Origin of the sequence: Natronorubrum sp. A-ect3, from assembly GCF_041821125.1 — an archaeon.
In the GTDB taxonomy this organism is placed as follows: Archaea; Halobacteriota; Halobacteria; order Halobacteriales; family Natrialbaceae; genus Natronorubrum; species Natronorubrum bangense.
In genome coordinates, this window is the sequence record NZ_JBGUBB010000001.1 from 123,409 (window position 1) to 137,812 (window position 14,404).

Here is a 14,404-nt window from a genome sequence, read left to right on the forward strand (position 1 = left end):
GCACACTGGCACGACAGCCGTGCGATGCATGTGTACCCCATTTCAGTTGTTACGATCGTTCTCACTCGTATTTCGGATCAGTCGGTTCCGCAACCGACCGTCGTGTCGGTGACCGTTCGCTGAACGGAACGTTCTCAACCAGTAGCTTGCCGATCTGGTCAACGGAAAACACTGTTTCGTGGAGCGTCCGTCCGCCGCGAGCGATCCGCTCTCGAAGCGTCGGGTCGTCGCGAAGCGTTCGGATGGCCGCCGCCAGTGCAGCGGGATCTTCCGGCGGCACCAGATAGATGTCTTCAGTGTGTGTAAACCAGCGTCGAACTGGAGGCGAGTCCATCGTTACTACCGCCGATCCGGATGCGATCCCCTCCGACACTTTGTTGGTGATACTTGCCTGGGCACGCAGGTCGTCGGAAAAAATACCCATCGTTACATCGGCTCCAGCCGCAGCACGCCCCAGCGTCTCCCACGGTGCTCGACCCCAAAATTCGACGTTCTCGAGCCCGTGTTCAGCCACTCGCCGTTCGATCCGGTCTTTTCGGACACCTTCGCCGATAAGGACGAACTGGATGTCCTCGGCCGCTAGCTCGGCTGCGGCATCGACGATCGTCTCGACGCCGTGATGTGGCAAGAACGCACCCCAGTACACCACGGTAAAGCGATCGAACGCCGTTCCACCGTCTTCGCGGGGATGGAACCACGTGTCATCTGCCCCGATTGGAATCCCGACGATTCGGGAGCGTGGCAACGAGTACAGCGTCGCGTACAGTTGTGCGTACTCGGCAGTTTCCGTGAGATGGTAGTCCGGCAGCCGAAACGTTAGCCACTCGAGCCAGTAGATGAGCGTCACTTGCCACCGCGGGTAGTCCTGCATGTCGGCAGTCCGATACAGTGAGACGAACAGATCGTAGACGAGTGGTGCGTCTAATCGACGTGCGAACAGCGCCGCGATCGGAAGGACTGAGATGTTGAATTTCGTGACGAGAATCGCATCGATAGCGGGCTCCTCGCGGGCGAGACGGCGCATCTGCCTCCAGATGCGGACGTAAAACAACGGGAGCAACAGGAACTTTGTGAGGCCGACCGACAACGGCTCGTCCCGAAACCGGCATTCACGGACCGTTATTCCCTGTGATCGGAGCCCATCACGGAGCGACAGTTCGCGGTAGTAATCGTAATCATAGTCTCCGAGGAGCACCACTGTTTCAGTATCGGAACGCATAGTTCGGTACAACCGGCCACGTGAATCGTGAATAAGCGCCGGTATCGTCCACCGGTCGCAATCTCTCGTTGTGGTCGGCACGGTCTGGTACCCGCGACGACAGTCGTGGGCTTTTGCTCCGAATCGTCTTGAGAATGGACGAGTCAGGGTTCGTGTCCGTCACCCATCAGAACGCGGCTACCGACAGCATCGGGACATCTCTCAGCTTTCGTCGCCGTTGGTCCGGACGACGAGGTCGTCGAACAGAATCCAGTTGTCTCTGGGGGAGTCGTACATCCCGCCCCAGTACACATTGAACCAGTAGTCTTCGATCCGCAACTCGGGTGTGGTCCGGAACCGAATCGAGCGATCATCGTACGCCGGCTCCCCATCGACCCACCCCATGAGCACGCCGTTGGCCTGCTCGGGATCGTTCAACAGAATGTACTGATCGATCCGATACCATTGCCCTCTCCAGAGAGACTGATCCCAGATGAAGAACTCACCATACTCGTCGTCCATTCCGGCGTGATAGACGTAGTATTGCAGTCCGATCTCGTCGGAGTTGATCTCTCTAAAGCCCATCCGGGCGGACCAGCCGTCCCTGCCGTCGGACTGTCGTCCACCCCAGCCGCCGGCTCCGTACGTTCCGGCCGGGCCGGGGAGTTTGCCCACTTGATCGGTAACTTCGAACGATTCTGGGAAGTAGAGATAGTAACTGGCCCAGAGTTCTTCGGGCTCCGACGATTCTTCGGCAAACCAGTAGTGAAGTGAGGCACCGTCGCTTTCTCCTTCCGGGATGTCAACACGAAGCGAGCGGTCGTCGTATGCTTCATCCGTCACCAGCTCGAGGTGGTCGGTGATATCGGATTCCGTGAACTCGTCAATCCACGACCAGTCGTGAAAATCGATCGACAACTCGGTTACCGTCTGTTCCTCAGTAACTGTCGAGTCGTCAGCGATGGGGTCATCGGCGGTCGTGTTCGGTTGCGTGGATTCTTCGGAACCGTCCGGATCAGTTCCTGGCGACAGCGCGGGCGACCCGGTTAGTCCCGATACTCCCCCTGTGGCTAACCCTGAGAGGATAAGCAACTCTCGCCGTGTGTGATTCATAATCGGTCGCTCTCCGCTATGGCATTGGTGGATAAATCGATTGTCCCAGCACAACTAGTCAGTCTCTCGGTCCAACTACTTTGGTGCGTTCGAAACTGAATCCGGTGACACGTCTCGAGCCGTCAGTCGCGTACGAACGGCGTTACAGTCAGCCTGATCAGTCATCAATACTGAACGTCTGTTTACATAAATTCTAGTAGTGTGAAAATATACATATACTAACTGTGGATCTTATATTTAGACACCATTGGTATTTACTAGATGGTTGATCCGTTCCCACAGTCTTCATCACCTTCCTACACTGTTTCGGGAAGTGCCGCACTCGAGCAAGTCATTCAACACGAATCACTCCGTGGATCGAGGCTCCTCGTGCCCGCGTTCATCTGCGAACGGTTCTTGCAACCGATCGTCGACCAGTACGAGATCGAGCCCGTATTCGTCGATGTCGACACAGAAACATATCATCTCGAGTTTGACCAGGCGCGACCGCAGTTGCTGGACGTCGACGCCGCGTTGTTCGTCCACGCCTTCGGCTTGCCAGCACCGATCGAGCGCTGGGTCGACCACTGCCGGGAGCACGACGTCGTGGTAATCGAAGATTGTGCGAGGGCGCTGTCCGCACGACGTGACGGGCAACTGGTCGGTGGCTTCGGCGATTATGCTATTTTTTCGCTGTCGAAGGTTGCACCCGTGTTCACGGGCGGTGCGCTTTTGACCCATCCCGAACGGTCACGAGTCGACCTCGCGCCTGCCACGATTTCAGTTGATCTGTTCGTCAAGTTCCTGTACACCGCACTGCCGTGGGAGCTTCCGTATAAAAACCGGCTCAGTGTGTTGTACGAACGACTCATCGGAAACAGACGGTACGTAACCCAAGACCCCGAATGGGGGTACCAAAATGCGGACGAGACACCGTCCGTGCGAGAACTCGACCCGATCAATCGCTGGCTCTTCAAGCGGTACCTTCGTCGAACGTTTCCACACGTCCTCGGGAGACACCGATCGATCGCTGACTCGATCCGGACGGTGCTCGAAACGTACGGGTTCGACGTACAACCCGACGCGCCCGGCCGGACCAACTACGTCCTTCCGGCAACTGTCCCCGGAGACCGCGACACCCTCGTCGACTATCTCCGTGCTCGAGACACGCCGGTACAGGTCATCTGGAACGAGCCGTTTGGGTTGTCTGCAGACCAGTCACGCGCCGATCGGTATCCCGGAACGCAGTTTCTGGCAGAGAACATAATCACGATTCCGATCGCAGCGCTGACTCAGACCGAGGCAGCACGACTTATCCGGAATCTCCACGCATACTACCAGGGTTGAGACGGTCCGAAACGGTCTATGATCCTGATCTCCCAGTGGCCTCACAGGGCAGTCGCGGGTGTGCCAGGACTAACGACCAGAAGTCCGGATCAGAGCATCTCGCCCTGTTCAGCCCAACACTGGTACTCGTCGGTATAGATGTAGTACGTGTTGCTGGCCGTTCCGTTTCCGCCGTGATAGAAGTCGTGCCAGAACGCGTGGACTGGCAGATCACTCGTGTCTCGCCATCGCCAGTTCGAACGCGAGTAGACTTCTTCGCCGTCGACCCATCCTTTCAGCACACCGTCGTTCTCGCCCGGCGTGTTCAGCTCGATGTACTGGTCGATCTGGTACCAGCGGCCCCGCTGGAGGGTCACATCCCAGCGGTCGTACGTTCCCCACCAGTTCGGCTGGTCAACGTGATAGACGTAGTATCCGGGTTCGACGCCGCCGGACGTGGCGTGGTACGAGCCGCGCGCCGACCACCCGTTGTACCCGTTCGGCTCGGTTGTACCGGAGAGATTTCGGTTCGGGTCGCCGCTGAACCCGGGTGCCTTGCAGTCGTCAGTTGGGTCCGCATTTTCGCCGAAGTACACCCAGTACCGTTGGTGGAGTTCGTCGGGGCGATAGCCGATCACTCGGTCCATCTCGATGTATCCGTGGCCGCCGACGTGGTCTCCCCCATGGACCGTCGTCCGCAGAGCCGTCCCGCTCGAGTCGGGAGATGTAGGAGCGGACACGGCCGTCATCGTATCCATCCGCCAGCCGCTGTGGAACGCACCCGTGCCCGAATCGAACGATTCCGTGAAGTCGGGCGTCGGTTCGCTCGCAGAGACTGGATCGTCAGTCCACTCGCTCGGCTCCAGCGGTTCGTCGGTGAGCAGGTCATCGCCGATCTCGGCTCCGCCCCGCTCGACCCACATCTGATCGCGGTCTTCCACCCAGACGGCGACGACCTCGCCGGTCACGTCGAACGCATCACCGAAGCCCTCGCCAGTGGCTCCGCCCGCGTGGATCACGTCGTCGCTCACCTGATCGATGAAGTCCTCCGCTGGCCATGTGCCGCCTTCGATTGCCTGGCCAGTCGGCGAGTCGTAGCCCGCGTCGGTGAACGCAACGTCGAGTTCGCCGTCACTGGGTTTGACGATCATCTCGTGTGAGATGGTCTGGGCACTTTCGTCGGTAATAAACGACCATATCGAGTTCACTGGCTCACTCGCCTGCCCAGTTTCATCGTCGGCTGTCGACTCCTGTGGCCACTCCTCCGGAGTCGGTGGCTCGTCGACGAACAGATCGCTGTCGATGACAGTCGATTCGTCTCGTTCGGCCCACATCTCATTGTCGTCCTCGAGCCAGATGGCGACGACCTCGCCGGTCACGTCGAACGCGTCACCGAATCCTTCGCCGGTGGTCCCGCCCGCGTGGATCACGTCGTCGTTGACTTCCGTTATGAAGTCCTCCGCTGGCCACGTCCCGCCCTCGATTCCCTGACCAGTCGGTGAGTCGTAGCCGGCGTTTGCAAACTCCACTGCAAGTCCATCGGCACTGCGTTGGACGACAAACTCGTACGAGATCGTCTGCGCGCTTGCTTCAGTAATAAACGCCCAGGTCGTGTCCTGAGAACTACCGGTGTCAGCAGCCGCGACCGAGGCAGTGGCGAGCGAAAGCGACCCTGCACCGAGCAGTTTCAAGAGCGATCGACGCCTGAAGTCGCTTCGCTCCGCGACTGTCCGCAACGTATCAGGACCTGTTTCTCTCTTTTTCGACATACTCTCTTCTTTTGGTGAACAACAAAAGAGCTTGAGAGTCATATGTTAAGTCTTTTTAAGCAGATATATTTTCCAAGACAAAAGTGTACAATCTCCAATCACGACGGTCGCTACAACCGAATCGGTGTCATTTCGTACACACTCGTACGACTTGGACAAAACGGCAGTTCACACGGCTCGAAGGGACGGCTGCGGCGTTGTCGTGTGATCGCTCCTGGTCAACGTTTTTGCGCACACACAGCATCGGGGAACAGCATTCCGTAGTTCGCACATGCCACTCGAGGTCACGATGGCCGTGACGATCGAAGACGTCGACTGGAATCAGTGGAACTGCGTCGTGGATCACGCCGTCGGCGGCGTACCCCACAGACACGGATGACTTCGAGGCCATCGAAGGGCCACAACAACGAGTTCGACGTCATCGATGGCCTGGGAACGTGGCTGTTTGATGCCGCTGTGGCCCGTGTACCGTATCGGCCGCTATCTGTCTCAGTGATCGTGACAGTCACTCGCTGTGTGGGGCAGAAGATTGACGACAGGGTGGCGGATACGGAGCCACAGTATGGAAGCCAATCTCTCGTTCAACACCCCCACCGCACTCGAGTCGTTTACCGAGCGCTTTCACGACGAGCACGTATCGATCAGCGACGGCTCCACCACTGACTCTGGCCCTGATCGGACGTCGTGTGAAGTGTTCTTCCCCGAGGGATCACACTACGGTGCGGATCTCAGCTACCAGTTCCGGGACGAAATCGAGACGGAACCGGATTCGATGTACGCCTCGTACTGGCTCTATCTCGACGAGACGTTTCAGCCGGCGACCGACGGCAAACTCCCTGGGTTTGCCGGTCGGTACGCTGGCACGGCCCGCGAGGGCGGGTGGGGAAGTCGAATCACCGATGGCACGAACGGCTGGTCGGCTCGCGGCGTCTTTGACACACCTGATGCGGACGGCAACATCCGTGTCGGAAACTATGTCTACCACGTCGGGATGGACACGTATGGCACGTTCGCGTGGTGGGACGCCACGCTCGAACGAGGCCGCTGGTACCAGATCGACCAGTACATCGAGCTGAACACGCCGGGCGAGAACGACGGCGTATTAGAAGGATGGGTCAACCAGGAGCAGGTCTATACCAGCGATGACTGGCACTGGCGAGATGAAGCCGACATCGGGATTCAGGAGTTTTGGTGTAACTTCTATCACGGAAACGTCGACCCAGCACCACAGGCAATGACGCTGTATATGGACAACCTCTACTTCGAAACACGCTCCGAAGGAGCCTGACTGTCGATGCAGACGACTTGACGCGCTGACTCATGTCTCGACCGATGGCGTGTGTACTCCCGAACACCGTCGCAAATGAGTCCAACGGCAAGGACGGTAACTCGATCTCGACCGATATCAACTGACCTGAGCCGAGATACACGTCACACCGAACAGTGGGGATTTAGCTACCGTAACCGATCGAAATCTCTTCTTTTTCCATTGTCGTCTTCGAAATGCAGACCGCTTCTCCCGAGGCGTTCGGTCCGGACGCCACTGACTCCCTACCGCCCGTAGTCGTGTAACGGGCTTCGGCAGGGGGTCGCCGACGTTGGTTTCGGGGCTCACTGCTGACACGTTGTGCAGTCGCTACTGAGTCGGTTGTAGGCCATACTGCATCCGATCACTTTTCACCGAGTACGTAACGAAGATTCACGTTACGCTTGGATATCCGTATGGGAAGCGACAAAGAGAACGAGTAGAGTGGTCAAGCGAACAACGTATCTACAGGGCATCGCCGCAGTCGGCGGCGTCGCTGGTCTAGGAGAGGTCACGAGCGGCTGTCGGTACCATCAAAACCAACCGATGCCGGTACATCTATGTACGCGCCAGTCATACCTCGATGTGATAGCATCTAGCACGGTAACAATCTGCGCTAGCAAAAAAACTATCCGCTCAGGAAGCGGAGTCATTGACATCGCCGTCCATCCCGAATCATGAATGAAGTTCAACTGGAGGTTGCGAAGGCATACCCGAACGACTCGGGTCGTGGTATCGCCCGACTCGATCCGGACACGCTGTTGCATCTAAAGCTGAGTCCGGGCGACATCATCGAAATTGAAGGCGCGAACACCACCGCCGCGAAGGTGTGGCGCGCAGACCGGCAGGACTGGAACACGGATACGGTCCGCATCGACGGCTTCACTCGGCAAAACGCCGATGTGGGTATCGGCGAGCGAGTCACGATCCGCAAGGCTGAAGCCACGAAAGCGGACAAACTCACGCTCGCGCCGCCGGAGGAGGCGTCAGTCCAGTTCGGCTCCGACGCGGCTGGCATGGTCAAACGCCAGATCTTAAAACGGCCGGTCGTCGGCCGCGACATCGTTCCCGTGATGAGTTCGACGAACCACCCGTTCATGCGCTCGCCGGGGCAGGCGATTCCGCTCATCGCCGTCGAAACCGAACCCGAGGGCGTCGTCCTCATCACCGAGGACACCGACGTCGAACTCCGCGAGGAGCCGATCAGCGGCTTCGAGAAGACCGGTGGCGGGATCACCTACGAGGACATCGGCGGCCTCCAAGGCGAAATTCAACGCGTGCGGGAGATGGTCGAACTCCCGATGAAACACCCACAGATCTTCAAGAAGTTGGGGATCGAGCCGCCACAGGGTGTCTTGCTTCACGGCCCACCTGGCACGGGGAAGACGCTGCTCGCCAAAGCCGTCGCTAACGAGACGTCCGCGAGTTTCTTCTCCATTGCAGGCCCGGAGATCATCTCGAAATACTACGGCGAGTCCGAACAACAGCTCCGGGAGATCTTCGAGGATGCAAGCGAGGAGTCGCCATCGATCATCTTCATCGACGAACTCGACTCGATCGCACCGAAACGTGAAGATGTCACCGGCGAGGTCGAACGCCGTGTCGTCGCTCAGCTGCTGACGATGATGGACGGCCTCGAGGCACGGGGTCAGGTCATCGTCATCGCAGCGACCAACCGCGTCGATTCGGTCGACCCCGCGCTGCGTCGACCCGGCCGGTTCGACCGTGAGATCGAAATCGGTGTGCCCGACGAGGTGGGTCGCGAGGAGATCCTCCAGATCCACACGCGCGGGATGCCGCTGTCGGATGACGTCAACCTCGGCCATCTGGCCGACGAGACCCACGGCTTCGTCGGGGCGGACATCGAGTCGCTGACGAAAGAGGCCGCGATGAAGGCGCTGCGCCGATACCTTCCGGAGATCGATCTCGACGAGGAGGATATCCCGCCGAGCCTGATCGACCGGATGATCGTCAAGCGCCAGGACTTCCGTGGCGCACTCAACGAGGTCGAACCCTCGGCGATGCGGGAGGTGCTCGTCGAACTCCCGAAGATCTCCTGGGACGACGTCGGCGGTCTCCACGACGCCAAAGAGCAGGTCCAGGAGTCCGTCGAGTGGCCGCTGAACAACCCCGAGCGGTTCACCCGGCTGGGCGTCGATCCGCCGTCCGGCGTCTTGCTGTACGGCCCGCCCGGCACCGGGAAGACGCTCATGGCGAAAGCCGTCGCCAACGAGACCAACGCGAACTTCATCTCGGTGCGTGGCCCACAGCTGCTCAGCAAGTGGGTCGGCGAATCGGAGAAGGCCATCCGACAGACCTTCCGCAAGGCGCGGCAGGTCTCGCCGACGGTGATCTTCTTCGACGAACTCGACGCGCTCGCGCCGGGCCGAGGCGGCGAAGTCGGCTCGAACGTCTCCGAACGCGTCGTCAACCAGCTGCTGACCGAACTCGACGGGTTAGAGGAGATGGAGAACGTGATGGTCATCGGGGCGACGAACCGTCCGGACATGATCGATCCCGCGCTCTTGCGTTCGGGTCGGTTCGACCGGCTCGTCATGATCGGCGAGCCCGACATCGACGGTCGTGAACGCATCCTCAACATTCACACGGAGGAAACACCGCTGGCAGCCGATGTCACGCTCCGTGAGATTGCCGAGATCACCGACGGCTACGTCGGTAGCGACCTCGAGTCGATCGCCCGCGAGGCGGCGATCGAAGCGCTGCGCGAGGACCACGAGGCCGACATCGTCGAGATGCGTCACTTCCGAAAAGCCATGGAGAACGTCCGACCGACGATCACCGACGACATCCTCGAGTACTACGAGCAGATCGAAGAGGAGTTCAAAGGTGGCTCGAGCGGGCCGGACCCGACGGGGCGACGCGGCAGTCGGATCGGCTTCCAGTAACCCACGAGTCGGCTTTGGGTGCGGTTTCGGTTTTTTGACGGCTGTAGCAATTGCATACTGAACGGTGCCCGCTGGTGCCATCAGTCTGGGAATCGACCCATTCGAGTGAAGAGGGTAGGATTCAGATTCAGGCCGACCTTACACACGGTAAACCTCTCACAACACGGTGAAACGCTCGTGCTGGTCTATCTGCTGAAATCCACTCAGTTGAAAGAACTGAGTAGTTCGATGTCGAACCAACCCTCCGGTCACGATCAGGACACCGTGGTGTCTCGAGAACGAGATGGCGAGGAGCAAGACGTTGATGGCACACTCGAGAAGATCGTCCCATCGCTTGCTGGGCCGATTCGCACCACGGGGTTCTGGGGTGCGATTGTCCTGCCGATTCTGTACCTCCCGGTGCTGATCAGTGGCCTGTCGACGTCCTTCGAAGCGAGTCTCTTTCTCGGGTTGATTATCCTGCATCTCCTCGCACTGTACGTCGGGCATGCACACCGTCGCCGAGAGTCTGCCCAGTAATGAGTCGTGTTCGCGACTGCACCCTCGCTCACTCACTCGACGTGTGTCGGCGGAGCTGTCCAACCGCGCGGCGTAGCACCTGCCGCTTGACGAGAACGAAGCCGGTGGCGATGAGCCCGAAGCCGACGACGGTCGTCGCATCGATGACTTCGCCCAGATAGAGCCAGCCGACCAGCGCGGCGAAGATCGGCGCAACGTACGAAACCATGTTGATCTCGACGGCGCCGAGGCGCTCGAGCAGGTCGAAATACAGCAGAAACCCCAGCGCGCTCGCGACGAGTGCGAGATAGCCGAGCGCACCGATCGCCTCGGGATGTGTCCACGTCGATGGCTCGAGTGGCTCGCGCAGCGCCAGACTCACAGCGTGCATCAGGAGTGCACCGCCGAGCATCGACCACGCCTCCATCGTCTCGATCGGCAACGTGGTCTCGAGACGGCGAGTGAGGACACTCCCGAGTGCGAACGCAGCGGCGGCACAGAACACCAGCAGCGTTGCAACGACATCTGTCGTCAGCAGATTCGAGGGATCTGGCTGGGCGATCACGCCAACACCAACCAGCCCGACGAGCAAGCCGGCGGTACCAAGCGGCGACAGCGCGTCGGATGGGACGAGCACTCGAGCGAAACCGGTCGTCAAAACCGGTGAGAGACTCACCACGATTGCGGCTGCAGCTGCGGTCGTGTTCTGCTGGCCGACGAACAAGAAGACGTGATAGGCCGCGATCAGCAGCGTCGCTCCGACGACGACCACTGCCCACTCGTCGCGCCCGCTCGGATACCAGTCGTCAACGGCGTAGGCCGCGTAGGCAAGCATGACCACGCCTGCGATATCGTATCGCAGTGCTGCGAACAGCACTGGTGGAAAGTGCTCGAGGCCTGCACTGATCGCGACAAACGCGGTCCCCCAGATTCCTGCAAGGGCCACAAAAAGCCCAAGCGTTCGAGCGCGACTCACATTGAACGTCTCGTCAGGAGCCCCCTCTCTGTTTCGATTCGAGAACAGCGCTGACACCGTTCAGCAGGGAACAGACAGACGGTCGGCGGCCACGATACCAGCTCGGAGTGTCAGGATGACAACGAGAATTCGGTCAGTTCACAGCGATGAGAGTCGACGGAGTGTCGGGTCGTCTTCGGTCTGTTTGAACTGGGTTAACAGCGGCTTGATGTCGTCGAAGCCGTCGTCGAGGACGATGTCACCGCTTCGAAGGTCGTACTCGATGATCCCGTAATCTGCGAGGCGAGGCAGATGGTTGTGGACCAGCGAAACGTAGACACGCTGTCTGGTTTCGTCGTCGACCTGTGTCTGATCGTCGTCGTGTTCCCACGCGGCAATCTGACCGACGACGTCATCGAGGTTCGCGCCGCTGTGGGTTGCCAGTTCGTAGAGCAGATATCGGCGTTCTGACTCCGCAAGGAGTGAACACGCTGCTTCCATCCGAGTGGCAGTTGCGTCGTTCATACCTCTTCGAGGAACTACGCCATATTACACCTGCTGCCAACACAGATTGGGTCACCGGCTGTGCGACCGACAACTCGAGTACGGAAACCCGGTCTGTTGAGGCCGTCAGAGTGGGTTGTATCGACACTCAGGAGGAGAGACGGTTGTTGGTTTCACCTCGATGCTGCAACACTCGAGAGCGAGTATTCCGGCTCACCGCCGGATAGACAGCGACACGACCAGGGAGTGATGTACGAACGACCGAGTTCAGTCGCCCGACCCGCCGGTTCGTGTTCCCGTCTCGTGGAGGTGACAGGCGACTGGATGGGGCCCGTCACCGAGTGTGGGACGATCCCGTTCGCAAACACTCTCGTAGCTCGCCCGTAACCGCTCGGCGGCATCCGTCCAGTTTTCGTCGGCCAGCTCGGCGAGTGCGTCTTCGACGATCGCGTCGTGGCGTGAGGGCAACTCGGTCTCGAGCAACCGCGCTTTGAGCGCTGCGACGAAGGCAGGGACGTCTGCGTCCGGAACGCCACCATCTGCAGGGTCGAACTGGCCGTCGTCGCCGACAGTGGCAAGCGAGATATCGCGGTCCTCGACTCGCTCGCGGACGTCCATCAGGGCGCGATAGGTTTCCTGTTCAATCTCGAGATCCTCGGGCGGGATCACCTTTGGACAGCGGGTTCGAAACCGACAGCCGCTCGGCGGATCGCGCGGCGAGGGTACGTCGCCGGAGATCGTCTCACGCTCGCGCTCACGCTCCTCGGTCGAGGCGCGTGGAACGCTCTCGAGCAGGGCTTGCGTGTAGGGGTGTTTGGGATCGTCGAAGAGCGCTCCAACGGGCCCCACCTCGATAATTTCGCCGAGATACATTACCGCGACGCGGTCACAGACGTGACGTATCACGGAGAGATCGTGGCTGATCAGCAGGTAGGTCAGATCGAACTCGTCTTGCAGGTCGTCGAGCAGGTTCAACACCTGCGCCTGCACCGAGACGTCGAGCGCCGAGGTCGGCTCGTCAAGCACCAGGAAGTCGGGCTCGAGTGCCAGCGCGCGGGCGATGCCGATCCGCTGGCGCTGGCCGCCGGAGAACTCGTGGGGGTAGCGGTCGAGTTGGTCCGCCGAGAGCCCGACGCGCTCTACGAGGTCCTGGACGCGCTCGCGTCGCTCGGCGTTCGTCCCGACGTCGTGGATGTCGAGTGGCTGTCTGACGATTTCCCCGATCGTCATCCGGGGGTCGAGACTCGAGAACGGGTCCTGAAAGACGACCTGGGCTTCGCGTCGGAACTCTCCGAGCGCAGTGTCGTCCATCTCGTAGATGTTCGCACCTTCAAACTCGACGCGTCCATCCGTCGGCTCCTGCAGTCGGAGCAGCGTCTCGCCGGCCGTCGATTTCCCGCAGCCGGACTCCCCGACCAGCCCTAGCGTCTCCCCGCGATAGATGTCGAGGCTCACGCCGTCGACGGCTCGAACGGGCACCGGCTCGTCGCCCAGTAGTTGATCGAGAAGCGAGTCGTTCTCCCAAAAGTACTTTTCGAGGTTCTTGACGCGGACGAGCGGCTCGTCGGTACTCACTGGTGTTCACCCCCGGTGGTTTCGGCCGGCGGATGTTGCCGTTCTTCGCCATGATCCTCGTCGCGGTCATCGGGTCCGACGTGTTTGTCCCCGGCCGGCCGGTCCGTCCCGTCGAAGTAGTCGCCGGGCAGCGCTCTCTTGTCGTCATACCCCGTTTCGGCGAGCACACACCGCACCGTATGGTCGTCGCTGCCGCTCGCCGGATACTCGGCCGGATGGTCCAAGCAGTCCTCCATGGCTTTCGGACATCGGTCGGCGAAATGACATCGGTTCTCCATCTCGTGATCGAGGAGACTCGGAACGTTCCCGGGAATCGGCTGGAGACGGCCGGCCGCTCCCTCGAGGTCGGGAACCGAACCGAGTAGTCCTGCCGTGTAGGGGTGGATGTGGTCGTCGAAAACATCCTCGAGCGTGCCGCGTTCGACGATTTCGCCGGCGTACATCACGCCCACGCGGTCACACATACGGGCGACGACGCCGAGGTTGTGTGTAATCAGAAGAATCGTCATTCCCAGTTCCTCCTGGAGGTCGTCGAGCAGATCCAGAATCTGGGCCTGAATGGTCACGTCCAGTGCCGTCGTCGGCTCGTCGGCGATCAGCACGTCGGGCTCGCCGGCCAGCGCTTGGGCAATCATCGCCCGCTGAAGCATCCCGCCGGAGTACTCGTGAGGGTACTCGTCTGCTCGCTCGATGGGGTCGGGGATGCCGACCAGCTCGAGCAGTTCGATCGCCTGCTCGTGGCTCTCTGACGAGACGTACCGTCTCGAGGAGAACATCGATCCGAGGATCATCGAGGTCAGCGTGTACTCCTCCGATCGTGCGCGGGTTGACCGAGGGTTGGCGCTCGCGCGCCGCTGGACCTCCACCGCCTCGGCGATCTGCTCGCCGACGGTGATGGTCGGGTTGAAGCTGCTTTGGGGATCCTGAAAGATCATGCTGAAGTTCGACCCGCGCAGCGAGCGGCGAACCGACGGCGGGATTCGAAGCAGGTCGATCCGATCGCCGTCGATCGCGTCCGGGTAGTCGTCGGCGATCGCGTCGGCGAGGTCGGGATCGCGGTACCAGATCTCGCCGTTGGTGATCTCGCCCGGCGGTTCGATCAGGTCAATAATCGAACGGGCCGTGACGCTCTTGCCGCTGCCGCTCTCGCCGACGATGCCGTACGTGTCGCCGCGGTCGATCGAGAGGTCGATCCCGTCTACTGCGTTCACCTGACCTTCGTCGGTGAAGAACCTGGTCTTCAGTCCATCGACTCGAAGAATTTCGTCGGTCATA

At 60.2% G+C, this 14,404-nt stretch carries 11 protein-coding genes; 4 read left to right on the forward strand and 7 right to left on the reverse strand.

The genetic code is table 11. From position 1 onward, the window contains the following. Positions 1 to 61: 61 nt before the first annotated feature. Together ACERJA_RS00570 and ACERJA_RS00575 are read right to left on the reverse strand one after the other, a co-directional pair. A complete protein-coding gene (locus ACERJA_RS00570) occupies positions 62 to 1,219 on the reverse strand; it encodes a glycosyltransferase (RefSeq protein WP_373606426.1) in 1,158 nt (385 codons plus the stop codon). A gap of 201 nt (positions 1,220 to 1,420) precedes the next feature. Then, the gene (locus tag ACERJA_RS00575) at positions 1,421 to 2,311 is read right to left on the reverse strand and encodes a polysaccharide lyase (protein ID WP_373606427.1); all 891 of its coding nucleotides are present in this window, start codon (positions 2,309 to 2,311) and stop codon (positions 1,421 to 1,423) included. A gap of 261 nt (positions 2,312 to 2,572) precedes the next feature. Between ACERJA_RS00575 and ACERJA_RS00580 the strand changes: the two genes are divergently transcribed. After that, complete coding sequence (locus tag ACERJA_RS00580) at positions 2,573 to 3,637, forward strand: DegT/DnrJ/EryC1/StrS family aminotransferase (RefSeq protein ID WP_373606428.1); 1,065 nt, start codon at positions 2,573 to 2,575, stop codon at positions 3,635 to 3,637. Positions 3,638 to 3,726: 89 nt separating this feature from the next. Here ACERJA_RS00580 and ACERJA_RS00585 read toward each other — a convergent pair whose 3' ends face one another. Further along, the gene (locus ACERJA_RS00585; protein WP_373606429.1) at positions 3,727 to 5,385 is read right to left on the reverse strand and encodes a polysaccharide lyase; all 1,659 of its coding nucleotides are present in this window, start codon (positions 5,383 to 5,385) and stop codon (positions 3,727 to 3,729) included. A gap of 562 nt (positions 5,386 to 5,947) precedes the next feature. Between ACERJA_RS00585 and ACERJA_RS00590 the strand changes: the two genes are divergently transcribed. The 3 genes from ACERJA_RS00590 to ACERJA_RS00600 all read left to right on the forward strand — a co-directional run bounded on the left by ACERJA_RS00590 (position 5,948) and on the right by ACERJA_RS00600 (position 10,116). After that, complete coding sequence (locus ACERJA_RS00590) at positions 5,948 to 6,673, forward strand: polysaccharide lyase (protein ID WP_373606430.1); 726 nt, start codon at positions 5,948 to 5,950, stop codon at positions 6,671 to 6,673. Between the two features lie 695 nt (positions 6,674 to 7,368). After that, complete coding sequence (locus ACERJA_RS00595) at positions 7,369 to 9,597, forward strand: CDC48 family AAA ATPase (protein WP_373606431.1); 2,229 nt, start codon at positions 7,369 to 7,371, stop codon at positions 9,595 to 9,597. 228 nt (positions 9,598 to 9,825) lie between these two features. Further along, entirely contained in the window at positions 9,826 to 10,116 is a 291-nt protein-coding gene (locus tag ACERJA_RS00600; protein ID WP_373606432.1) for a hypothetical protein, read from the forward strand. Between the two features lie 28 nt (positions 10,117 to 10,144). Here ACERJA_RS00600 and ACERJA_RS00605 read toward each other — a convergent pair whose 3' ends face one another. The 4 genes from ACERJA_RS00605 to ACERJA_RS00620 all read right to left on the reverse strand — a co-directional run bounded on the left by ACERJA_RS00605 (position 10,145) and on the right by ACERJA_RS00620 (position 14,403). Continuing rightward, entirely contained in the window at positions 10,145 to 11,071 is a 927-nt protein-coding gene (locus tag ACERJA_RS00605) for a DMT family transporter (protein ID WP_373606433.1), read from the reverse strand. Positions 11,072 to 11,209: 138 nt separating this feature from the next. Further along, positions 11,210 to 11,575, reverse strand: a complete 366-nt coding sequence (locus ACERJA_RS00610; RefSeq protein ID WP_373606434.1) for a hypothetical protein — start codon at positions 11,573 to 11,575, stop codon at positions 11,210 to 11,212. A 246-nt stretch (positions 11,576 to 11,821) separates the two neighbouring features. Beyond that, entirely contained in the window at positions 11,822 to 13,129 is a 1,308-nt protein-coding gene (locus ACERJA_RS00615) for an ABC transporter ATP-binding protein (protein ID WP_373606435.1), read from the reverse strand. Beyond that, positions 13,126 to 14,403 carry an ABC transporter ATP-binding protein gene (locus ACERJA_RS00620; protein ID WP_373606436.1) on the reverse strand — a complete coding sequence of 426 codons (1,278 nt, stop codon included), beginning with the start codon at positions 14,401 to 14,403 and terminating at the stop codon, positions 13,126 to 13,128. Before ACERJA_RS00620 ends, ACERJA_RS00615 begins: the two co-directional genes overlap by 4 nt. Position 14,404: the final 1 nt, after the last annotated feature.